The sequence below is a fragment of the Streptomyces sp. NPDC102274 genome, from assembly GCF_044766385.1.
In the GTDB taxonomy this organism is placed as follows: Bacteria; Actinomycetota; Actinomycetes; order Streptomycetales; family Streptomycetaceae; genus Streptomyces.
The window spans coordinates 1-23207 of record NZ_JBIWLW010000009.1; the positions used below are offsets into that span (position 1 = coordinate 1).

Genomic DNA, 23207 nt, shown 5'->3' on the forward strand with positions numbered 1-23207 from the left:
TGGCGTTGACTTTTGGCACGCTGTTGAGTTCTCAAGGAACGGACGCTTCCTTTGTACTCACCCTCTCGGGCTTTCCTCCGGGCTTTTCCCTTCGGCATTTCGTGTTTCAAACTCTATCAGGCCTTTTTGCTCTTCCTGACCACTCGCTCCACAGGCATACCAAAGGAGAGATCAGGTTGGGATCGAGGCTTGATAGGTGCCGCCGACCCCCGACTCAAAGTCGCGTTGGGGTCAGGCAGGAGTACGACACTACATGCGGTCGGCCGACGCAGGCAAATCGGTTTCGGTGTCCCCCATGGCCCGTCAACCCGCAGCACTCACGCGGAACCGTCACTTCCTATGACTTACCCTTCTGAACAGCACGTTGCCCCCTCACGGACGGTGACGACGGCCCCGTACTTCTCCGCCTCTGGAGGCTCCCCATGACCATCGTGACGGCCCCGCTCGCCGGACGCGCCATTGGATTGCCCGCTGTACCCGACCCGGTGTTCGCCGGTGCGATGGTGGGGCCCGGCATGGCCATCGATCCCGTGCGGGAGCCGGGCGAGGCCGTCTCCCCGGTGGACGGTGTGGTGATCTCCTTGCATCCGCACGCCTTCGTCGTGGTCGACTCGGACGGGCACGGAGTGCTGACGCACCTCGGTATCGACACCGTGCAGCTCAATGGCGAGGGGTTCGAGCTGCTCGTCAACAAGGGCGACACGGTCACGCGCGGTCAGGCCGTGGTGCGCTGGAACCCCTCTGCCGTGGAAGAGGCGGGGAAGTCGCCCATCTGTCCCGTCGTGGCGCTCGAGGCCACCGCCGATTCCCTCTCCGATCTCCGTTTGGACGGCGACGTGAAGACCGGCGACACACTTTTCGGCTGGCAATGACGCCGTCGACGTATGTCAGGGACGGGCGCGGTGCGCTCGTCGTACATCCCTCGCGGCGACCGGGTCGTCGCATAACCGGAGACGGGTGAAATGGAGACAACGCTGCGAGGCGTCGGGGTCAGCCACGGAGTGGCGATCGGCGAGGTCAGGCACATGGGGACCGCGATGCTGGAGCCCCCGGCCAAGTCGATCCCGGCGGAGGAGGCGGAGCGCGAACAGGGGCGTGCTCACCAGGCCGTCGAGGCGGTGTCGGCCGATCTGATCGCCCGCGGCAATCTGGCCGGCGGCGAGGCGCAGGCGGTGCTTGAGGCGCAGGCGCTGATGGCGCAGGACCCGGAGCTGATGGCCGATGTGGAGCGGCGGATCGCCGTCGGGAGCACGGCCGAGCGCGGGGTGTACGACGCGTTCGCCTCGTATCGCACGCTGCTCGCCGGTGCCGGGGAGTATCTGGCGGGGCGGGTCGCGGACCTGGACGATGTGCGGAATCGTATCGTCGCCCGGCTGCTGGGCGTTCCGATGCCGGGTGTGCCGGACAGTGATGAGCCGTATGTACTGATCGCGCGGGATCTCGCGCCCGCCGATACGGCGTTGCTCGACCCGACGCTGGTTCTCGGCTTTGTGACCGAGGAGGGCGGACCGACGAGTCACAGCGCGATTCTGGCGCGTGCGCTCGGGGTGCCCGCTGTCGTCGCGCTGCCGGGCGCCGGTGAACTGGTCGAGGGCACCGTGATCGCGGTGGACGGCAGCACCGGTGAGATCTTTGTCGACCCGAGTGCCGGGAAGCGTGCCGAGCTTGAGGCGGCAGCCGCCGCGCGGAAGGCCGCGCTGTCCGCCTCCACCGGGCCGGGTGCGACGTCGGACGGTCACAAGGTGCCGCTGCTCGCGAATGTCGGCGGTCCCGCGGATGTTCCGGCGGCCGTCGAGGCGGGTGCGGAGGGCGTGGGGCTGTTCCGTACCGAGTTCCTGTTCCTGGATGACAGCAAGCAGGCGCCGTCGGAGGAGACGCAGATCGCCGCGTATCGCGCGGTGCTCGAGGCGTTCCCCGAGGGCCGGGTGGTCGTGCGGGTGCTGGACGCCGGCGCGGACAAGCCGCTGGACTTCCTGACGCCCGCCGATGAGCCGAATCCGGCGCTGGGCGTGCGTGGTCTGCGGAGTCTGCTGGATCACCCGGATGTGCTGCGGACGCAGCTGACCTCGCTGTCGAAGGCGGCCGAGGGTCTCCCGGTGTATCTGGAGGTCATGGCGCCGATGGTGGCCGACCGTACGGATGCGAAGGCGTTCGCTGACGCCTGTCGTGAGGCGGGGCTGCACGCGAAGTTCGGGGCCATGGTGGAGATTCCGTCGGCCGCTCTGCGGGCGCGCTCGATTCTTCAGGAGGTCGAGTTCCTTTCGCTGGGGACCAATGACCTGGCGCAGTACACCTTCGCCGCCGATCGGCAGGTGGGCGCGGTGTCGCGGCTCCAGGATCCGTGGCAGCCGGCGCTGCTGGATCTGGTGGCGCTGTCGGCCGAGGGTGCCAAGGCCGAGGGCAAGAGCTGTGGGGTGTGTGGTGAGGCCGCCGCCGATCCGCTGCTCGCCTGTGTACTGACCGGGCTGGGTGTGACGTCGCTGTCCATGGGCGCGGCGTCGATCCCGTATGTGCGGTCGGCTCTGGCGAAGCACACGCTGGCGCAGTGTGAGCGTGCCGCCACCGCCGCGCGTGCCGCGGACACCGCTGAGGGTGCGCGGAAGGCCGCGCAGGCGGTGCTGTCCGGCGAGTGATCCGAGAGGGCCGGATTCCGGTCCGGGTTCTGGAGGGGCTTCCCGCCGCACAGGGCGGGAAGCCCCTCTGTCGTTGGCTCCGTTCAGTGGTGGGTCCCGGTGCCGTCCGGGCCGAGGTCGAATCCGGCGCAGTACTCCACGCCGGATTCGGGAGAGACCGGCTCTCCCGTGTCCGCGTCGGTGCAGTAGGCGCTGAAGACCTCGCCGACGGTGAGCGGAACGAGGCCGCCGCGCTGGAGGCGCCAGCCGTGCAGCCGGTCGGGGTCGCCGGTCCGGGTCGTACGGAGCACCACTCCCCCGGCGCTCTCCAGGGCGATTCCGACGGCCAGCACGCTCACGAATTCGGTGGCTTGTGAGTCGAACCGGGCGGGCGCGCCACCGGGGTCGTCCGCGCGGTCTGGACCGTCTGGGCCGTCTGGACGGCTTGGGCGGTCCGGACTGTCGTCGGGATTCTCGGGGCGCTCGGTGCGCAGGACCGCGAGGAGTTGCTCGTGGGCGGCGGGGACGCTGCAGACAAGGTGGTGTGTGCCGGAGCCGGCTCCTTCGAGCAGCCGGAGCAGCAGGTGGGAGGCGCGGTCGAAGGCCGCGCGCCCGATGTCCTGTCCGCAGTCGGCGCACTCCCCGAGGTCGGCGAGGACCGTGGTCGCGTACTCCCAGGTGGCCCTGCGGACAGCGGTGCTGATGAGCTGTGGGACGAGACTGTCGAGGGGCTGGCCGGTATAGGCGATGGCGGCGCCGCTCCCGGGGATACGGGCCGTGAAGCGGCCGCGGCTGTCCGCGGTGTCGGGGTCGAGGCCGGATTCCGCGCAGTACTCGGCGTACTCCTCCGGGTCGAAGAGGGCGACGGTGGTGTGGACACCCCGGGATGCCAGGAATTTCAGCAGCCCGTCGATCTGTCGCAGATAGACGGCGTGGTCCTCGAAGGTGAAGGTGCGGTAGCGCCGCATCGCGGTGAAGTCCCGCTCGTCGGCCAACAGGCCGACGGTGCTGGGGACTTCGCGGCGCAGTCTGCGTCGCGAAGTCCTGGCCGTCCCGTGTGGTGTGCGGTGTGGTGTCCGGTCGCTGTGGTCGGTGTGCGCCATGGCTCCCCCTGAGCACGGTCGATCATTGCTCACTCAGAGTAACCAGAGGGTCTGACAACGCGGTCAGTGGCGCTCGCGGGCGAGATTCTCGTAGAAGCGGAGGAGTTCGAGATTGTCCACGGACCCCGCGTTGACCGCTTTGTCGAGCGCCACGCCCTGGAGGAGACGCTTGACCGGCACTTCGATGCGCTTGCCGGTCAAAGTGTGCGGAATGCCGGGGACTTCGATGATCTCGTCCGGCACATGGCGTGGCGAGAGCTGTTCGCGGATCGTCGCCTTGACGCGGGCACGGAGTGTGTCGTCGAGGACGGCGCCCGGCGCGAGATGGACGAAGAGCGGCATCCAGTAGCCGCCGTCCGGCTCCTCCAGGCCGATGACGAGGGATTCGCGGATCTCGGGGAGCCGTTCGACGGCTTCGTAGATGTCGGCGGAGCCCATACGCACGCCCTGCCGGTTCAGGGTGGAGTCGGAGCGGCCGTGGATGATGACCGAGCCCCGGTCGGTGAGGGTGATCCAGTCACCGTGGCGCCAGACGCCGGGGAACATCTCGAAGTAGCTGTCGCGGTAGCGGCTGCCGTCGGGGTCGTTCCAGAAGCGGATCGGCATGGACGGCATGGGGTTGGTGACGACCAGTTCGCCGACCTCCCCGATGACGGGTTCGCCCTGCGGGTCCCAGGCCTGGAGGTCCGTCCCCAGACAGGCCGCCTGGAGTTCGCCGATATGGACGGGGAGGGTGGGTACGGCGCCCGCGAAGCAGCTGCACACGTCGGTGCCGCCGCTGACAGAGGCGATCCACAGGTCCTCGGCCACCTCGTCGTGGAGCCAGCGGAATCCGTCGGGCGGCAGGGGTGAACCGGTGGTGGCGACGCACTTCACCCGGGAGAGGTCGTGGTCACGGCCAGGGTGCGCCTCGGCCTTGCGGCACGCCATGACGTAGGCGGCCGAGGTGCCGAAGAAGGTGGCCCCGGTCCGTTCGGCGATGCCCCACTGGGCGTCGACCGCGGGGAAGCCGGGGCTGCCGTCGTACAGCACGACCGTGGTGCCGGTGAGCAGGCCGGAGATGAGGAAGTTCCACATCATCCAGCCGGTGGAGGTGTACCAGAAGAACCGGTCCTCGGGACCGAGGTCGCAGTGCAGGCCGAGCTGTTTGAAGTGCTCCAGGAGGATGCCGCCCTGGGACTGGACGATCGCCTTGGGCAGGCCGGTGGTGCCGGAGGAGTAGAGGACCCACAGGGGGTGGTCGAAGGAGACCGGTTCGAAGACGGGCCGGTCGGTGTCGGCCGCGGCGGTGCCCGCGGTGAGGTCCGCCCATGCGAGGGCGCCTTCGGGCGCCGGGGTGCCGAGGAGCGGGACATGCACCACGGCCCGCAGGGTGGGCAGTTCGCGCCGGAGTTCGGCGACGGTCTCCGTGCGGTCGTGCTCCTTGCCGCCGTAGCGGTAGCCGTCGACGGCGAACAGGACGACGGGTTCGACCTGCTGGAAGCGGTCCAGCACGCTGCGGGCGCCGAAGTCGGGGGCGCAGGAGGTCCAGACTCCGCCGACGGCCGCGGTGGCGAGCAGTGCGGTGACGGCCTGCGGGATGTTGGGGAGATAGCCGCTGACGCGGTCCCCGGGGCGTACGCCGAGGGCGCGCAGCTCGGCGGCGAGTGCTACCACCTGGCGGCGCAGCTCGGCCCAGCTGACCGGGGTCACGTCATATGTCTCGTCGACATGGAGGAGCGCCGGGTCATGGGCGCGCGCCGGGTCCTCCGCGGTACGGAGTGCGTGTTCCGCGTAGTTCAGGGTGGCGCCGGGGAACCACTGGGCGCCGGGCATGGTGCGCTCGCCCAGGACTCGCTCGTAGGGAGTGGTGAACCGTACGTCGAACCAGTCGGCGACGGCGGCCCAGAAGGCGTCGGGCTCGTCGACGGACCAGCGGTGCAGCGTCGCGTAGCCGCCCTCGGCCGGAGCGCCGTACCGGTCGGCGGCCCAGCCCTGGAAGCGGGTGATCCGGGCGGCGGCGATACGGTCGGGATCCGGCTGCCAGAGGGGGGCGGGGCTTGCTGCTGCGGTCATGGGGCGGCTCCCGGGCTGACTCGGCGCTGAGATGATCGACGCTGGTGCACTCGACGCTGGTGTGCGTCGGCCGCGCGCACGTGCGGGGTGTGCGTGTGTACGCGACTGGGACGGACGATGCCATGTGATCGTCTTTCGCACCAGGGTTGCTCCCCCATGGTCGGCCAGGCAGATATGTGCTCCCACCACAGGTGAACGGGAGTTGAACGGAATACCGGAGACTCCGGACGGATGGCAGGCTGAGCAGCATGGACGGTCGTGAACTGGTGCGTTCGATGAAAGTGGTCGGTTCGGTGCAGGGGCTGCGGGCGGTGCGGTCGGCCTGGCGCCAACGACGGACGGACGCCAGAGAGCTGGTGCCGCGCGGTCCCGAGCGGGCCCGGGTACCGGGGCCGGTCACGGGCGCCGAGCCGCTGCCCGGCGGTGGCACCGTACGGTTCGCGCGCGCGGAGCTGCATGTGTGCGTCATGGTGGGCGGCGCCGTCTTCTGGGGATGGGACGGTGCGGAGCCGCTGCCCTCGTACGCGCTCGCCGATGTTCCGCCGGAGCCGGATCCGCGGGCGGGGCTCGAACCCGACAAGGACGGCGGCTGGCGGGTGGTGTCGGAGCGGGTGACGGTCGCGGTCTCGCGCAACGGCGGGGTGGAGGTCCGTACGCCGGGGGGTGTCGTGCTGCGCCGGGAGCTGCCGCCGCGCTGGTGGGAGCCGGTCGCGGGCGGGCCCGCGCGCTGGGTGCAGCGCACCGAGGTCGCCGCCGACGCGCGCTTCTTCGGTCTGGGCGGGCGCGGTTCCGGGCCCCGGCTGCGGGACGCTACGTACCGGCTGTGGAACACCGATCCGGGCGGCGCTTTCGGCCCTGACGACGATCCGCTGTACGTGACGATGCCCGTGCAGTTGGTGGTGGCCGACGCCGGGACGCATCTGGCGTTCCACGACAACTCCTGGGACGGCCGGGTCACGCTCCGGGAGGGCGAGGAGGGCGCGGGCTCGGGGCACGACCGGCCCGGCACGAGCGAGCTGCGGATGGACGGCGGGCCGCTGCGCTGCTGGGTGGTGACCGGTACGCCCGCGCGGGTGCTGCACAGCTGGACGGCGCTGAGCGGAGCGCCCGTACCGCCGCCGTCCTGGGCGCTGGGGCCGCAACACGCGCGCTGGGGGTTCGGCAGCGAGCGGGAAGTGCGGCGGGTCGTCGCGGGGTACCGGGAGCGGGGGCTGCCGCTGTCCGCGCTCCATCTCGACATCGATCACTACGACGCGCATCAGGTCTTCACCGTGGACCGTGAACGCTTCCCCGATCTGCCGGGGCTCGCCGAGGAGTTGCGCGCGGACGGGGTCCGGCTGGTCTCGATCGTCGATCCGGCGGTGAAGGCGGAGCGCGGTAACGATGTGTACGAGAGCGGGCGCGCGGTCGGTCCGGCCGGCGCGTTCGTACGGGACGGGCGGGGACATGAGGTGATCGGTGTCGTCTGGCCCGGGGAGTGCGTGTATCCGGACTTCACGGATCCGGCGGTGCGCGACTGGTGGGGCGGGCTCTACGAGGAGCGGCTGGCGCAGGGGTTCGCCGGGGTGTGGCACGACATGAACGAGCCGGTGTCCTTCGCGCCGTTCGGGGACACGACCCTGCCGCGCTCGGCCAGGCATCAGCTGGAGGGCAGCGGCGGAGACCATCGCGAAGCCCACAATGTGTATGGCCTCACCATGGCGCGGGCCGGTTATGAGGGGCTGCGGCGACTGCGGCCGGACGAGCGGCCCTTCCTCTTCTCACGCTCCGGCTGGGCCGGGATGCAGCGGTACGGCGGCAGTTGGTCCGGCGATGTGTCGACCGGCTGGCCGGGGCTGCGGGCGTCGCTCTCGCTGGTGCTGGGGCTCGGGCTGTGCGGCGTGCCGTACTCGGGCCCGGACGTGGGTGGTTTCGACGGGAATCCGACGCCCGAGCTGTATCTGCGCTGGTTCCAGCTGGGTGCGTATCTGCCGCTGTTCCGTACGCACGCGGCGATCGACGCGGGGCGCAGGGAGCCGTGGGAGTTCGGCCCCGAGGTGCTCGAACACGCGCGGGCCGCGCTGAGCGGGCGGGAGCGGCTGCGGCCGTACTTCGTGACGCTGTCCCAGCTGGCCCGGCTGACCGGGGCGCCCTACGTACGTCCGGTGTGGTGGGGCTCGCCGGAGGACCGGGCGCTGCGTGACTGCGAGGACCAGTTCCTGCTCGGCGACGCGCTGCTGGTGGCGCCCGTGCTGGAGCACGGTACGGACCGGCGGGCGGTGCGGCTGCCGCGCGGGCGGTGGTACGACACGGCTACGGAGAAGGCGTACGAGGGCCCCTGCCAGGTGCTGCTTGACGCGCCCCGGTCACGTATCCCCGTCCTGGCACGGGCGGGTGCCGTGATTCCGGTGCGGGGCGAGGACGGCCGGCCCGAACTGGAGGTGTGGGCCCCCGCCGCCGGGCGCTCGGGGGGCGGTCTGGTGGTGCGGGACCCGGGCGACGGGCTGCGGGAGGCGGAGGTGGAGCGCTACACCTCGCGGCTGGTGAACGGCGAGGTCCGGGTGGAGCGGGTGACGGACGAGGGCGCGGTGGAGCCGGAGTGGACGGTCCGGGTGCGGGGTCGCTGAGCCGGTACCGGTACGGGTCGCTGAGCCAGGACCGGTACCGGTTCCGGTCGCGGGGGGTACGAGTCCGTCGTGGCGCTCCGCGCTCAGGGACGTACCGCCGTGCCCTCCGTACCGTAGCGGCCCGCGAACCAGGCCCGTACGGCCTCCGTGTGCAGCGGGAACGCCAGCTCGGCCGGGCCGCGCAGCAGTTGCCGGCCCGCGGTCTCGTCGGTCGGGACCGAGGGCGGCAGCAGGGCCGCCGGGCGCTCCGGGAGCAGCCCGAAGAGCAGCAGATGACCGTCCGGAGAGCTGAGCGCGTCGGCGAGCCGTACGTCGTGCGCCGCTGCCTCGATGCCGGTCTCCTCCCTCAGCTCCCTTACGACGGCGTGCCGCCAGTCCTCCGTGCGGTCGATGAAACCGCCCGGGAGGGCGAGACCGCCGTACGCGGGCTCGATGGCACGGGTGATGACGACGAGCGCGGTGCCCTCGTCGTCGGTCACCGGTACGAGCGCGACGGCGACAGGCAGCGGGTTGAGGTAGGCGGTGGCACCGCAGGCCCCGCATGTACGGGGCCAGCCGGCTCCGGGCGGGTACGGCGTGCCGCAGCTGCCGCAGTGCGCATGCGCCACCGCGGGCTTCTTCCGGGACTCGGACACGCGCGGACTGTATCCGATCGCTCTTCCGCGCGGTCCCCGGAACTGATAGACGAAGGTGTCCATGACACGTCTGACATCCGCACTGCGCGTCCTGACCGCCTCCGCCGCCGCCCTGCTGACCGTCGCCGCCACCGCGCCCGCCGCGCGGGCCACGCCCGAACCGGTGGCGCCGAAGGAGTTCGTGGCCCTGCGCACGGTCGCGCCGACGATCATCCAGGAGATGCGCTACCTCACACCGCACAACTTCGTGGGCGAGCCCGTGGACGGCTACCGGCAGCCGGTCTGTCTCGTCACCCGCCCCACCGCCGAGGCGCTGCGCACCGCGCAGCGAAGCCTGCTGCGGCAGGGGTATTCGCTGAAGGTGTACGACTGCTACCGGCCGCAGCGGGCCGTCGACCACTTCGTTCGGTGGGCCTCGGATCTCCAGGACGAGCGCATGAAGCCGGAGTTCTATCCGCGCGTCGACAAGTCGCGGCTGTTCGCGGACGGTTACATCGCCGAGAAGTCCGGGCACAGCCGGGGCAGCACCGTCGATCTGACGCTCGTCAGACTGCCGGCCCCGCCGACGCGGCCGTACCTGCCGGGCGAGAAGCTCGCTCCCTGCTACGGGCCGAAGGCAGAGCGGTTCCCCGACAACTCCGTCGACATGGGCACCGGCTTCGACTGTTTCGACACGCTCGCGCACACCGATGATCCACGCGTCCAGGGCGAGCAGCGCGTGAACCGGCAGCTCCTGAAGTCGACGCTGGCCGCAGTGGGGTTCACCAATCTGCCCGAGGAGTGGTGGCACTTCACGCACAAGCCGGAGACCTTCCCGGACAGCTACTTCGACTTCCCGGTGGCGTGGCGTTCGGTCCTGGGCGGCTGAGCGGGACAGCGGGACGGAAGCACGACGGCCGACCGGGGCCACCCCCGTGGGCTCCGGCAGGCCGTCTCCCCGTGGGACGCACGGAACCCGTTTCCGGTTCACGGGAAAGCGGTTAACGTGCCCGTATGGCGCAGCACACAGGCGAGCAGCGAACAAGTGAGCGGCAGACGAACAGGCAACAGCCGCCCGAGCCACTGACGTTCGATTCCTACGAGGAGTTCTGGCCCTACTACGTCGCCATGCACTCCAAGGCGGCGACGCGCTGGATCCATCTCACCGGCACGCTCACCGGCCTCGCGGTCAGTGTCTACGGGCTGGCGCGCGGACGGAAGCGGTACGCGGCGGCCCTGCCGCTGATCGGGTACGGGACGGCCTGGCCCGCCCACTTCCTCGTCGAGAAGAACAATCCCGCCACGTTCGGTCATCCGGCGTGGTCGCTGCGCGGCGACGCGCGGATGATCGGGATGATGCTGGCGGGCCGCGACAGGGAGCTGGCGGAGACCGCCGCCAAGTGGCTCGCCGCGAACCGTCCCTGACCCGCCGGCGTCCGGTCGTGCGGTGCCGGGCTCAGGTCGTGGCCACGTGCTCGCGCTGCCGCGCCGCCAGGGTCATCGCGTGCTCGACGACCGCCACCAGCACTTCCTTGACGGACTCGCGTTCGCGCGCGTCGCACATCACCAGCGGGACCTCGGGGTCGAGATCGAGCGCCGCCCGTACGGTCTCGCTCGGGAAGCGGTCCGCGCCCTCGAAGCAGTTGACGGCGACGGTGAACGGGATGCCGCGCCGTTCGAAGTAGTCGACGGCGGCGAAGGAGTCCGCGAGGCGGCGCGTGTCGGCCAGCACGACCGCGCCCAGGGCGCCCTGGGCCAGCTCGTCCCAGAGAAACCAGAAGCGGTCCTGGCCCGGGGTACCGAAGACATACAGCACCAGGTCCTCGCGGAGCGTGATCCGGCCGAAGTCCATGGCGACCGTGGTGGTCGTCTTGGCCTCGACCCCGTCGACGTCGTCGACCGGCCGGCCGGCCTCGCTCAGTACCTCTTCGGTACGGAGCGGTCTGATCTCGCTGACCGCGCCCACGAGAGTGGTCTTGCCCACTCCGAACCCCCCGGCGACCAGGATCTTCAGCGTCACCGGATCGGCCGGACGCTGCCTGTGGCTAGAGCGCCCGAAGACCATTGATCACCTCGCGGAGAATGCTCACGTCCGGCAGTTCGGCCGGCGGAACGGGACGGGTTACACGCACGATTTCGTCCTCCACCAGATCGCCGACGAGGACCCTGACCACCCCGACGGGGAGATCGAGGCCCGCGGCCAGCTCGGCGATCGACTGGGGGCTGGTGAAGCAGCGTTCGACGATCTCCACGTGCTCGGGGGAGAGCGTCTGGTCCCGGCCGGGGTCACCGGCCGCGGGTTCGCAGACGACGAGCGCGATCAGGTCGAGCCGGTGGCGCGTCGCGCTGCTGGTGCGGCCACGCGTCATCGCGTACGGGCGTACGACCGGTCCGGCTTCGCCGTCGAACCAGTGCTGCTGATCCTGATCCCCTTCGCTCATCGCAGCCCGCTCACCCTCCGGCGGGCAGGCCGGTTCGCGGGGCCGTACCCAGGTGGACGCCGACCCGCTTGACCATGAGCGTCATCTCGTAGGCGACCTGTCCGACATCGGAGTCCGCGTCGGACAGGACGGCCAGACAGCTGCCGTCGCCCGCCGCGGTGACGAAGAGGAAAGCGTCGTCCAGCTCCACGACGGTCTGCCGGACCTTGCCCGCCTCGAAGTGCCGGCCCACGCCCTTGGCGAGGCTGTGGAATCCGGAGGCGACGGCCGCGAGGTGTTCGCCGTCCTCACGTGTGAGGTCCTTGGACGTCCCGGTGGCGAGCCCGTCACCGGAGAGCACCACCGCTTTACGGATGCTGGCGACCCGGTCCACGAGCTCGTCGAGGAGCCAGTTGAGCTCTCCGACGACGTTGGGGTCCAAGGAGTGGCGTGCTGCGGCGTTCGGTGCGGTCATCGACCGTCCCCCTCCGATGTGGTTCCTTGTATCTCGCCGGGGACGGTGGGGTCCTCGGCATCGTTCTGCCGACGGCCACGCTGCCAGCCCCGCTGGAGCGAAGCCATGCGGCTGCGTACTTCGTCCGCGTCCCGCTCGGCGTCCTGGCCCGTGACGGGTGTGAGGTCGGTGCCACGGTCCTGAGCGGTGTCCCTCAGCTGGGGGGCCAGACTGGCCTGCCGGATCCGGCGGGGCAGTCCGTCGATCGTGGGCGGGCCCCCGTCGGACGTCTGCCCGCCCGGTGCCGAGGAGCGTGAGGGCTGCGCCGGTACGCCGGACCAGGTACGGCCCGTTCCGCCAGCCGCCGGATCCGGCGCCGCCGCGGGCAGGGCGCGGCCCGGCTCGTCCACGCGCCGGCCGCGGTCCACGACCAGGATCGGGGGCTTGCGGCGTGGCAGTCCGGCCGGGCGCTCGGACGCGGTGGCGTCCACGGGGCGCCGCGGCTGTTCGTGTCGGCCGCGCGGCGGCGGGACGGGTCGGCCGTCACGCCGGTCGCGGAAGTCCCGGGCGTCGTCCCGCGCACCGCGCGCGTCGTCGCGGCCCAGCAGTCCGTCACGGGCGTCGCCGGTGTCCCGGCTGCCGTACGGGTCGCGTCCGTCGTCGCCGGCGTACGGAACCTCAAGGCTGGAGTCGCGGAGATGTTCCCGCGCGCGGAACAGTCCGCCGCGTTCGCTCTCCGTGTCCTCGATATCGCTGATGCCGTCACCTCCGCCGAGCAGCGGCCCGCTCTCCCTGTCGAGAGCGCGTACCGGAGGTTCGAGTTCGACCGGGCCGTCGAGCACGGACGGGTCGCCGCCGAGTCCCGCGGGGACCTGCGCGAGCGCGGTGCGCCGGCCGCCGCCTCCGCCGTCGGCGCGATGGCGGCCACGCTCCGCGGTGGTCTTGCGGTCGAGCCGGAAGCCGGTGCCCTCGGTCTCGGGCGCGTCGGTGAGCAGCGCGACCGGCAGGAACACGATCGCGGTGGTCCCGCCGTACGGCGAGGGCTGGAGCGAGACGCGTACGTTCTGCCGCTGGGCGAGCCGGCTGACCACGAACAGCCCGAGGCGGTCGGTGTCGGACAGCTCGAACTCGGGGGTCTCCGCGAGCCGCAGATTCGCGTCGAGCAGCACTTCGGGCGCCATACCGAGACCGCGGTCGTGGATCTCCAGGGTGAATCCGTTGGCGACCCGCTCGCCGTGCACCTGCACCGCGGTGTGCGGGGGCGAGAACACCGTGGCGTTCTCCAGGAGTTCGGCGATGAGGTGGGTGAGGTCGGCGACCGCGGGGCCGCCGACACCGATGCGCGGCAGCCTGCGGACCTCGATGCGCTCGTAGTCCTCCACCTCGGCGACCGCCGCGCGCACCACGTCCATGAGCTGGACCGGCTTGCGCCACTGCCGGGAGGGAGCGGCTCCGGAGAGGATCACCAGGCCCTCGGCGTGCCGTCGCATACGGGTGGTGAGGTGGTCGAGCCGGAAGAGGTCGGCCAGTTCCTCGGTGTCCTCCGTACGGCGCTCCATGGTGTCCAGGAGCGTGAGCTGACGGTGGAGCAGGACCTGGTTGCGGCGGGCGAGGTTGACGAACACCTCGGAGACACCGCGCCGGAGGTCGGCCTGTTTCACGGCGGCTTCGACGGCGGCGCGCTGGAGCGTGTTGAGGGCCTGGCCGACCTGGCCGACCTCGTCCCTCTCGTAGTCGAGCCGGGGCGCCTCGGTCTCCACGTCGACCGGTTCGCCCGCCGCGAGCCGGCGCATGACGCTGGGCAGGCGTACGCCGGAGACCTCATGGGCCTCCTTGCGGAGCCGGGACAGGTCACGGATCAGTTCACGGCCGACGCGTACGGACACGATGATGGAGACGAGAAGGGCGACGAGACCGAGCGCGGCGGCGAAGCCGACCCGTACGAAGATGTCGTTGCGTACGGGGTCGATGTGGGCCCGGTACAGCGTGGTGGCCTCGTCGCTCTCGCGGGTCAGGTCCTCCAGGACCGAGGCGGTCATCTTCAGCCAGCCCACGGCGTCGACCGTCTTCGGGCTCTCGGTGGCGCCCGCCGAGACGAGACGGTTCTCCGCCTCGCGCAGAGCGAGGGTGGCGGGGGTACGCCAGTACTGTTCGAGCGTCGCGCGGTCCGAGAGCGGCAGGTCGGCGAGGTTGGACTCGTAGAGCAGCGTGCGGTTGGCGACGAGGTCGGAGGTGGCGCGGACGTCCTCGGGGGTCATTCTGTGCGCGATCAGCGCGGAGGCGACGAGCGCGTCCTCGCGGGAGAGCATCTCCCGCGCGCGGTCGAATCCGATCAGCGCCCGGCCCCAGTTGTCGCCGTCGACATCCTCGTGTCCGTACAGAGAGGACAGAAAGGTGTGGCTGGGGTCGACGAGTCCGTTGTAGAAGGCGAGCGCCTTCTCACGGGTGACCGTGCTCTCGTCCACGGAGCGGCGCATCAGCCCGAGGCCTTCGAGGGAGTCGACGAGCCGGTTGAGCCGCTCGGCCGAGATGTCGTCCAGCCGGTCGCGTACCGCTGATTCGGCTTTCGCGACCGTGGCCAGGGCCCGGTCGGTGTCGCCACGGCGGGCGCGGAGTTCGGTCAGGGAGTCCGAGGCCGTGGGGTCGGCCAGGAAGATGAGTGTCTGCCGTCGTTCGCTCTGGAGAGCACCGGCAGTCTCCTCGACGGGGTTGCCGACGGTTTCGATGACATGTCTGACATCGATGAGCTGCTTGGCCTGGCTGCCGGCGAGCGTGGTGGCCAGTCCCCAGAGGAGGGTCAGCGCGACGAGCGGCACGAGCAGCAGCGCCACGATCTTCCGGCGGATGGATTTCCCGCGAAAGCGCATGGCCTCCCCCAGCTCGATCTCCCGCCCGGTTGCGGGAGATTCTCCGTCAACAAACGGCGCGAGCCTACTACTGTCGCACCGGCAACTCGAAGACGCATCCGGATGTTTTTCGGCCGCCCCTTGGCACCTTGATCATGAGTTGTCCTGGTATTCGGCGAGTTGGCCTCCTTGACGCGCAAGGCCAAGAGCAGACGCGACGGTAGATATCCGGCCGGAACAGATGGCTGAAACCTTATGTCCGTCGGTCGTTCGGGGAATCTTTCCGCGCTCCCATTCGTCCTTGTGTGCGGGGTTCAGGGGTTAGTTGGGAGAACTGCGGGCGGTTTCGCGTATCACATTCGGTTCCATGGCCGGCGTGAAGCGGAGCGAGCCGGGCAGTCACCCTTGAGACGGACACGGGTGGGGAGTGACGGTCCATGGAGACGGACGGGCGGCGGGGCGCGGCGTCGACGGAGGGGTTCACGGAAGTGTCCCGTGGGCTCTGGGTCGAGGAGCCCGCGAAGCGGTATCGCATGCCGGACGCGGTCAGAACGGCCGCTGTACGCGCGGTGATCATCGCCGCGATCACACTGATTCAGGCCACGATCGCGTTTCTCAGCACGCTCGCCGGTTCCTGGCTGGCGTTCCCGATGGTGCTGAGCAGTGTGGCCTCCACGGTGGTGGCGACCTGGGGCGTGCTGGACGTATGGGTGACGCGCCAGATGTGGCGTCAGCGCAACGGCGTGGTGTCCGTACCGAGCAGCACCGCGCGCCAGTTGCGCCGGGAGCGGCGCAGGGCCAGGCGCGCGGCGCGTGCCGCCGCGCGGAGTGCGGACCGCGGAGGAGCCCGGATACGACGCGGGGCCCGGACCGCAGGAGGGTCCGGCGCTCCGGCAACCGGCACGTCGGAAACCGGCGCCCCGGATCCTGGCGCTCCCGGCCCGGTCGCCGCGGCGACCGGGCCCGCGGAGGCCGGCGCCGAGATGGCCGGTGTCACCGCTCCGCGACGGGCTCCGGCGTCCGTTTGAACATCCGCGTCGCGGTGATCTCCCCGTGTACCGTCTCGCCGTCCGGGTCCTGCTGCGGCAGGCCGGGGCGCAGATGCTCCTCCACACTGATGTACTTCAGCCCCGCGCGCAGATCCGCGTCATTGCGCAACCGGATGACCAGCGGGAATTCCGCGAGCGCGGTCGTGTCGAAGAGACCCGTGGTGTAGAGGAGCTGCACCCCCAGGGCATCGGAGACCGCCCGCTGGAGCTCCAGCAGATAGGTGGCGTTGGCGCGGCCGATCGGGTTGTCGAGGAAGAGCGTGCCCGCGTGACGGTGCTTGTCCCGGCCCCGGTCATTGCTGCGCAGGGCCGCCATCGTGCAGTAGAGGGCGATCGCGGCGGTGAGCAGTTGGCCGCCGGAGAAGACATCGCCCATCTGTCCGACCGGGACCCGCTCGGCGCGCAGTACGGCGTCGGGCTTGAGGATCTCGACGACGACGCCCCTGGGCTGGAGCGCCGCCTGAACTCCGCGCAGCAGCAAGGACATTCCGTCCCTGCGCAGATCGGAGTTCTTCTTGAGGGCCGCACGGGTCGCCTCGTCGACGACCTCGCCGAGCCGTTCGGTGAGCGTCGTACGGTCCGGCTCCTCGAAACGGATCCGCAGGAACTCCTGGCCCGACCACTCCCCCAGCCCTTCGGGCAGCCGGGAGAGCCGCTGTGCCGAACGGAGCGTCGTCAGCGCGGATTCCACCAGCCCGCGCAGCCGGTCCACGATGGAGTCGCGGTTGCGCTCCAACTGCGCCAGCTCGTCCGTCAGTACGCGCAGCCGGGGCGCGAACGCCTGGGCCCACGCGGCGGCGTGCTCGGGCAGCGCGGACGCGGGCAGCTCGCGGATCTGCTGACGGGCGGGGGTACGGACCTGCTCGTACCGGGTGGCGTTGGCATGCCGGACGAGCACGTCGCAGGCTTCCCGTACGCCCGCTTCCGCCGCGGAGAGGTCGGCCGCGCAGGCGCGCAGTGAACGGCGGGCCTCGGCCGTGGAGTGCCGCGCCTCCTCCAGCGTGCCGGGGTAGGGCTCGGGCTCCTGGGGCGTCTCCTCGTCGCCGCGCTTCGGGTCGTGGTCGTCGGCCGCGCCGCGCAGCAGATCGCGCAGGAGCGCGGCCGTCTCGTCGAAGCCGCCCGCCCCGTCCTCGGCGGCGCGGTGCGCGTACAGCAGCTCGCCGTGCGCGGACCGCGCGGTCTCCAGCGCGTCGGTCCGTACGGCCAGTTCGGTGGTGGCGGTACGCAGCAGGGTCTGTGCCTGCTCGGCGTCGGCCGGGACCAGCTCGGCGGGCAGTTCGGTGTGCGCGTCGCCGTCCTCGGGGGCGAGCCGCTCGGCCTCGCCGCGGAACCGGCCCAGTTGCTCGCTCGCGGTGGAGGCGCGCGACTCCAGCATCTGGACGAGCGACTCGGCGCGGGCGGCGGCGGCCTGCCGGGACGGGCCGTCGGCGCCGTCCGTGGATTCGAGGAGCTGGGCGGCGCGGGTGCGGACCTTGTTGATGAGCCGGTCCAGCTCGGCGAGGGCCGCGCTCTCGTCGCTCTCCGCGCGCGCCTGCTCGGCCCGCAGATCCGCGCCGACGCCCACCTTCTCGTAGAGCTGGGAGGCGGCGCGGTAGGCCTCGCGCAGGGCGGGCAGCGCGGCGCGCGGGGCGTCCGCGTCCGGCTCGGGGATGTTCTCCGGGGCGCCGGCGATCTCGGCGCGTTCGGCGCGCAGGGCACGGGCGGTGCGGCGGGCGTCGTCGGCGGCGCGCTGGGCGGCCCTGCGGTCCTCGTCGGCGGCGCGCGCCCGTTCCAGGCAGACGCTCGCGCGTGCCTCGAACTCCGTGGCGTCGTCGGCCAGTTCACGGAGCTTCGCCTGCCATCCCGACCGCTCCCGGAGCCGGAACGCGAGACCGGCCAGAGCGTCGGCGGCGCGGCGGGCGCGCTGGGCGGCCTCCTGCCGTTCGTCGCGCACCCGCGCGGTGTCGGCGGCGGCCTCGTCCGCCTCGGCACGCGCCGTACGGGCCTCGGCGAGGCTCGCGGCGGCCGTCTCGGCCGATTCCCTGGCGGCCCCGGCGGCGGCTGCCAGCTCCAGGAGCATGCCGGGCGGGCAGTCGGCACGCCAGGAGCCGAGCCGGGCGGCGAGCGAGCGGTCGCCGGTGAGCCGGGCCGCCAGCGCCCGGATCTCCTCGTCGCGGTCCGCCGCGCGGCCGCGCAGCGCCTGCCGTTCCTCGTCGGCGGCGTGTTCGTCGTGCATGGCCGGGTTCGGCGGTACGAGGAACACCCCGCTGTCGGCCGGGCCTTCGGAGCCGGGGCCCGGTACGGGGGCCAGCAGCGCGGCGGCGGTGCCCACGGCGACGGCGGAGCGCGGCAGCAGGGCGGCGCCCGCGAGGGTCTCGCGGGCGCGGGCGTGCGAGGCGGGGTCGGTGATCACGACGCCGTCGACCAGCTCCGGCCTGGCGGCCAGCACCGCGGCGTGGTCGCCCGGGTCGACGGCCTGCGCCAGATAGCGCCAGCCGGGGAGGGCGGGGATGCCGTGCTCACCGAGGTACTCGACGGTGGCGAGGACATCGGGCCCCGGCGGCAGCAGCCCGCCGTCGCCGAGCGCGCCGAGGATACGGGAGTCGTCGGCCGCGGCGGTGCGCAGATCGAAGAGCTGCCGCTCGGCGGAGGTGATGCCCTGGTCGAGCAGTTCGCGCAGCTCGTCGGCGTACTGGTCGAGGTCCTCGGGGCTCAACGGACCGTCGGCGGGGCGCCGGGAGGGGTGCCGGGCGGAGGTGTGCCGGGCCGGGGGATCGGTCTCCCGGGCGCCCGTGCCGTCCCGTGGCGCGGGGACCACGGCCGGGACAGCGGCCGCCGCGGGCAGGCTGAGCAGTTCGGCCAGGCGCGCGTCCTGGGCGATCGACTCCGCCGCGCGGCGCTCCGTGTCGTACGCGTGCTCCGCGGCCTGTGCGGCGTCGGCGGCGCGGGCGGCGGCCAGTTCGGCGCGGGACTCCGCGGAGGCCGCCTCCCTGGCCCGGTCGGCGGCCGTGCGCGCGGCCTCGCGTGCGGTGTCCCAGCCGGCGACCGCGGACTTCTCCGCGTCGCTCGCGGCCAGCGCGGCGCGGGCCGGATCCGCGTCGGGCGCCGTGTCGTCGAGCCACCCCGCACGTACGGCCTCGGCCGTCTCCTGTCCGACCTCCGCGAGACGCTGGCGCAGATGCCCGGCCTCGCTGCGGGCACGTTGTGCCTCGGTGGCGGCGGAGGTCGCGTCGCGATGGGCGGCCTCGCCCGTCTCCTGGAGCGTGGCGGAACGCTCCTCCTCCTCGTTCGCCAGGCGCTCACCGTCCTCGGCGGCGGCGTGCAGCGCGCGCACGAGATCGGCCGCCGCGGTGGCCCGCGCCGCCAGCGCGGGCGCGGCGTCGCGCTCGGCCTCCCGGATCGCGACGGCCACGCGGGCGGAGCGGTCGGCCGCAGCGCGGTGGCGCAGCACGGCCTCGGCGGCCTGCCAGGCGGAGTGCAGCGTCCGGGCGTCGGTCAGCTCGCGACGCTGCGCGGCGGCGCGCTTCTCGGCGACGGCGAGGGCCAACGAGGCATGCCGGTAGGCCAGTTCGGCGGCGATCAGCGCACCTCGGCCGCGTTCCTGCTCGGCCGAGGTCACCGTATGGGCGGCGGCGGACACCTGCTGGGCGAGGTCGGCGGCCCGATCCCGCTCCTCGGCGGCGCGGGCCGTGAGCCGCCGTACGAGCGTACGGGCCCGGCGCTCGGCGCCCGCGTGGACGTCACGGGCGCGGGCGCGGGTGTCGGCGGCCTCGACGATCCGGCCGAGCAGATCGACCGAGCCTGCTGTGAAGTCGCGCTCCGCGGTGAGTTCGGCGCGGCGGCCGAGCTTGTTGCCGAAACCCCCGACGAGGTCCGCGAGCCCGTCCGTGTCCCGGGTGTCGGTGACGGCCCGCAGCAGCAGATCGGTGAAGTCGGAGTCCTTCTTGACCGCGAAGAGGCCCGCCGCCTCGCCCTCGTCGGCGTTCATCTCGCGCTGGTAGCGGAAGAGTTCGGGATCGAGGCCCAGATCGCCGAGGTGCTCGTTCCAGCGGTCGTGGATCTCCTCCCAGTGGACATCCAGATGCGGATAGAACTTGCCCGCCTCGGTCAGGGCATCCCGGAAGCCCTTCATCGTGCGCCGCCTCCCCCGCGCGCCCGAGGCGCCCTCCACGGGCGGCCGGACGGCGGTGGACTCGGCGACGGGCAGCGAGTCGAGGCTGAGCCCGGGGCCCGGCCGGAAGGAGTACCAGCCCTCAGCGAACTTCCGCGGGTCGTTGGAGACCTGACGGCCGCGCCACTCACTGGCCTTGCCGACCACCACGAGTTCGCCGGTGAGCGTGTGCTGCCACTCCAGCGCGACATGTCCGCAGTCGTCCGCGAGAAGGAACTTCCGCAGCACACCGGAGCTGGCACCACCGAGCGTATTGCGGTGTCCCGGCAGCATCACCGAGAAGATCAGCTTGAGCAGCACGGACTTGCCGCCGCCGTTCTCCAGGAAGAGCACGCCCGCGGGGGCGGGGCGGCGCGGCGGGCCGACCGGCTCCTCCTCGAAGAACTCCGCCTGGGCAGGGGCGGGGTGGGGCACGGGCGCGCCCACTCCGCGCAGATCGAGCACGGTGTCGGCGTAGCGCGCACCGGCGGGGCCGATGGAGTAGAGGCGGACCCGGGACAGCTCGTACATGGCGGGACTCTCGTCGTGGTGGGGGGCGGGTTCAGGCGTGGAACGGCAGGCCGGCGTCGGCGGCCAGCTCCAGATCGTCGCCCTCGGGCGGCGGCAGCAGGGTGGCGGAGCCGTCGGTGACGGGGACGACGCCCAGCTCCAGCAGCTCGGCCATGGCCGCGTGGCCCGCCATGTCGCGGACCTGGAGCTGGTAGCGGGCGGTGGTGCGGTAGGCGCCGCCGGCGTCGTCGCCGGTGCGCTGGAGAAAACCGGAGTCGGTGAGGAACGCGACGGCCTTGCCGACGATGCCGGTGGTGGAACCGGCCAGTCTGCGGGCGTCCTTGGTGGCGCCCGTGGCGCTGCGCCGTGCGTAGATCCGCCACGCGGCTTCCAGGCCCGGTTCGCCGGTCGACGGGTCGGTGTTCTCCCCCTGCTCCTCGGCGCGCACCTCCAGCCGGCGGCACGCCTGGCGTACGAACGCGTCGACGCCGTTGACCGTGATCCGGCCGATGTATCCGTCGTCGGCGAGGTCGGCGGGGCGGGGGAACGCCATGGCCGCGACGGCGAGATGGGCGAGGCCGTGCAGGAAGCGGTCGGCGGAGTCGGTGGCGGCGCGGCGGGCGTAGTCGCCCATCCGGACCGCGAAGACCGAGTCCTCGCCCGCGGTCACGGCCATGCCGGCGCGGGGGGAGACCTCCAGGACGACGAGGTCGAAGCCGGTGGCGATGGCGTCGGCGACGCGGGCGAAGGCGGGGTCTTCGCGGTAGCGGCGGAGGAGTTCGGCGTACTCGGCGTCGCGGGCGGGGAGCAGCTTGGGCTGGAGGCCGAAGGAGACGAGGCGGGCGGCGTCGGCCGCGTCGGCGGGTGTCACGTGGCCGGCGGAGCCGGCGGGGATCGCGGGTGCCGTCGTGGTCGCGACCGTAGCGGTCTCGGCCGTCGCGTCGGCGCCGGTCTCGGTCCACGCGGCGGGGTGCTCGGCGTGGTGGTCGCTCACGGTGTCTCCTCGTGCGGGGCGGGGCGCTGTGCGGGTGCGGGTGCGGGTTGCGGTCGTCGTGGCTGGTGCCGGGGTCCGGGGCCTCCGGAGGTACATGTCCGGACGGCATGATTTACGGCGCGAGTCCGGCCATAGGCAGGATGCGGGCGTTCGCGCCGTACGGGGGTCCGGGGGTGTCCCCCGGGAAAGCACAGCATGCCGTCCCGGGCGCGAGCCCCGGAGCGCCACCTCGCAGCAACCCGCACCGCACCACCCGCTCCGGCCACAACTCACGCGTCCCCGACGCGCACCGCGCCAAGACGGGCCGTGCCCAGTATCAGGTCCGCCCCGCCGAACTCCCGGTCGTCGAGCTGCGTTCCGTCGTCGACCGCGAACAGCACGCTCTCCTCCCCCTGCCGGTACGCCGTCCCCACCGGCGGGCTCGCCGCGTGGATGGCCAGCAGCGCCACCAGATACGGCAGTTCGGGATCGCGACGGCGCGCCTCCGCGAGCAGCCCCGAGAGGCGGCGCGGCGCGTCGTGTTCCAGGTCGAGCAGTTCCTTCGCGCTCGCCAGCTGTTCTTCGCTGAAGCGGCTGTCGTCCGGGGTCGCGATCAGGTCCGGTTCCGGCATCTCCGCGCCCAGGTGTTCCCGCTCGACCGGTGGCGTCAGCAGCAGGTCGACCAGGTCGCCGAGGCGGACGGAGACGGGCGTGCGCAGGCCGGTGCCGCGGGCGAAGAACGCGTCCGTCACGCGTGCCGCCCGCTCGACGGGGAGCGGCAGCAGCGGGGCGAGCAGCTGTCCGTACAGGTCGAGGCCCGTGTGGGCGGTGGGCCGGGCGAAGGCCTGCCGGTCCTGTTCCGCGCGGAAGAGCGGGCCCGCCTCCAGCAGCCGGGACTGGAGCTGGGTGTGCCGGCGGATGCAGTCCTTGACGATGTCGACCAGCTCGGCCGCGCGCCGCTTGTGCTCGGCCGTCTTGGTGTCCGTGCCGGTCTCGGCCTCGTCACGTGCCTTGCGGATGTTGGTCAGGATCGCGTTCTCGTGGCGGTACCGGTCGGCGACATGGTCGAGGGCTTCGTCGATCAGGTCCGGTACGGCGTTGAGCCAGTCGACCGCCCGTACGTTGCGGCGGGTCGCCTCCAGCGTCCTGCGGAGCGTCTCCGCGTACTGGACGGTGCGGTATCTGGCCTGTTCGGCGGCGAGCTGGGCGTCGGCCAGTCTGCCGCGGTTGATCAGCACTTCGAGCTTGACCTCGGCGGCGATCTGCGCGCTGGTCACGTCCGTGTCGAGCGCGCCGACCAGGACGTTGACCGCTTCGTCGGTGGTCCGCAGGTAGACGCTGCCGCCGTGCCCGGGGACCTCTTCGATGAGCTTGAAGTCGTAGTCCCTGCGGGTGTAGACGCCGTCGGTGCCGAACGTGCCGTACACCGCGCGGAATCCGCGGTCCACGCTGCCGACGTTGATCAGATTCTCCAGCACCCAGCGGGCGACGCGCTCATGCTCCGCGACCGGGCGGCGGGGCGCCTGCGCGGCGACGCGTGGCAGCAGTCTGGAGACGATCTGCTCATGGTCGGCGCCGGTGTCGAAGTCCATGTTCAGCGTGACCAGATCGATGGCGGAGAGCGCGACCTCGGCCATCGCGTAGCCGGAGTACTCACCCGCGAGATTGGCCTTGCGGGTGTCCAGGTCGTGCAGCGGCGCGGTGCAGGCGAGCGCGCGCAGCCGCCGCGCGAGCCCTTCGTCGGCGGCCGGGCCCTGTGCGAGCCGCGGCCCCGCGCTGAGCTGGGGCGGAACGAAGTCCGTCGGGGCAGGCGAAGTCACGCTGCACAGATTATGT

General features: G+C 72.1%; 16 protein-coding genes. 6 read left to right on the forward strand and 10 right to left on the reverse strand.

The features are described 5' to 3' along the window. The first annotated feature begins 422 nt into the window (after positions 1-422). Complete coding sequence (locus ACIRQP_RS14405; protein WP_403888635.1) at positions 423-872, forward strand: PTS glucose transporter subunit IIA; 450 nt, start codon at positions 423-425, stop codon at positions 870-872. A 90-nt stretch (positions 873-962) separates the two neighbouring features. Beyond that, on the forward strand, positions 963-2633 hold the full coding sequence (gene ptsP / locus ACIRQP_RS14410; protein WP_403888638.1) for a phosphoenolpyruvate--protein phosphotransferase: 1671 nt from the start codon (positions 963-965) through the stop codon (positions 2631-2633). Positions 2634-2716: 83 nt separating this feature from the next. Here ptsP and ACIRQP_RS14415 read toward each other — a convergent pair whose 3' ends face one another. Together ACIRQP_RS14415 and ACIRQP_RS14420 are read right to left on the reverse strand one after the other, a co-directional pair. After that, the gene (locus tag ACIRQP_RS14415) at positions 2717-3715 is read right to left on the reverse strand and encodes a hypothetical protein (RefSeq protein WP_403888641.1); all 999 of its coding nucleotides are present in this window, start codon (positions 3713-3715) and stop codon (positions 2717-2719) included. Between the two features lie 63 nt (positions 3716-3778). Next, complete coding sequence (locus ACIRQP_RS14420; RefSeq protein WP_403888644.1) at positions 3779-5770, reverse strand: acetoacetate--CoA ligase; 1992 nt, start codon at positions 5768-5770, stop codon at positions 3779-3781. A gap of 248 nt (positions 5771-6018) precedes the next feature. On the opposite strand from ACIRQP_RS14420, the gene ACIRQP_RS14425 reads away from it, so the two are divergent. Next, on the forward strand, positions 6019-8376 hold the full coding sequence (locus ACIRQP_RS14425) for a TIM-barrel domain-containing protein (protein ID WP_403888647.1): 2358 nt from the start codon (positions 6019-6021) through the stop codon (positions 8374-8376). A gap of 83 nt (positions 8377-8459) precedes the next feature. On the opposite strand, the gene ACIRQP_RS14430 is transcribed toward ACIRQP_RS14425, so the two are convergent. Beyond that, on the reverse strand, positions 8460-9011 hold the full coding sequence (locus tag ACIRQP_RS14430; protein WP_403888651.1) for an NUDIX domain-containing protein: 552 nt from the start codon (positions 9009-9011) through the stop codon (positions 8460-8462). A 61-nt stretch (positions 9012-9072) separates the two neighbouring features. On the opposite strand from ACIRQP_RS14430, the gene ACIRQP_RS14435 reads away from it, so the two are divergent. Further along, positions 9073-9879: a M15 family metallopeptidase gene (locus ACIRQP_RS14435; RefSeq protein WP_403888654.1), complete on the forward strand. Its 807-nt coding sequence runs from the start codon at positions 9073-9075 to the stop codon at positions 9877-9879. Between the two features lie 125 nt (positions 9880-10004). Beyond that, positions 10005-10415, forward strand: a complete 411-nt coding sequence (locus tag ACIRQP_RS14440) for an Mpo1-like protein (RefSeq protein WP_403888657.1) — start codon at positions 10005-10007, stop codon at positions 10413-10415. Positions 10416-10446: 31 nt separating this feature from the next. On the opposite strand, the gene ACIRQP_RS14445 is transcribed toward ACIRQP_RS14440, so the two are convergent. The 4 genes from ACIRQP_RS14445 to ACIRQP_RS14460 are packed head-to-tail and all read right to left on the reverse strand — an operon-like array spanning position 10447 to position 14731. After that, on the reverse strand, positions 10447-11055 hold the full coding sequence (locus ACIRQP_RS14445; protein WP_403888660.1) for a GTP-binding protein: 609 nt from the start codon (positions 11053-11055) through the stop codon (positions 10447-10449). Further along, positions 11036-11431, reverse strand: coding sequence for a DUF742 domain-containing protein (locus ACIRQP_RS14450; protein WP_403888664.1), 396 nt, complete (start codon positions 11429-11431; stop codon positions 11036-11038). The genes ACIRQP_RS14445 and ACIRQP_RS14450 overlap by 20 nt, the downstream gene beginning before the upstream one ends. Positions 11432-11441: 10 nt before the next feature. Beyond that, positions 11442-11885, reverse strand: a complete 444-nt coding sequence (locus ACIRQP_RS14455) for a roadblock/LC7 domain-containing protein (RefSeq protein ID WP_403888667.1) — start codon at positions 11883-11885, stop codon at positions 11442-11444. Continuing rightward, entirely contained in the window at positions 11882-14731 is a 2850-nt protein-coding gene (locus tag ACIRQP_RS14460) for a nitrate- and nitrite sensing domain-containing protein (protein ID WP_403888670.1), read from the reverse strand. Before ACIRQP_RS14460 ends, ACIRQP_RS14455 begins: the two co-directional genes overlap by 4 nt. Before the next feature lie 416 nt (positions 14732-15147). On the opposite strand from ACIRQP_RS14460, the gene ACIRQP_RS14465 reads away from it, so the two are divergent. Next, on the forward strand, positions 15148-15738 hold the full coding sequence (locus tag ACIRQP_RS14465; RefSeq protein WP_403888673.1) for a hypothetical protein: 591 nt from the start codon (positions 15148-15150) through the stop codon (positions 15736-15738). Here the strand turns inward: ACIRQP_RS14465 and ACIRQP_RS14470 are convergent. The 3 genes from ACIRQP_RS14470 to ACIRQP_RS14480 form a co-directional block, all read right to left on the reverse strand. Continuing rightward, on the reverse strand, positions 15704-20419 hold the full coding sequence (locus tag ACIRQP_RS14470; RefSeq protein ID WP_403888676.1) for a hypothetical protein: 4716 nt from the start codon (positions 20417-20419) through the stop codon (positions 15704-15706). The two genes, ACIRQP_RS14465 and ACIRQP_RS14470, sit on opposite strands and share 35 nt — an antisense overlap. A gap of 31 nt (positions 20420-20450) precedes the next feature. Next, positions 20451-21392, reverse strand: a complete 942-nt coding sequence (locus ACIRQP_RS14475; RefSeq protein WP_403888679.1) for a hypothetical protein — start codon at positions 21390-21392, stop codon at positions 20451-20453. A 269-nt stretch (positions 21393-21661) separates the two neighbouring features. Then, the gene (locus ACIRQP_RS14480) at positions 21662-23191 is read right to left on the reverse strand and encodes a hypothetical protein (RefSeq protein ID WP_403888682.1); all 1530 of its coding nucleotides are present in this window, start codon (positions 23189-23191) and stop codon (positions 21662-21664) included. Positions 23192-23207 lie beyond the last annotated feature (16 nt).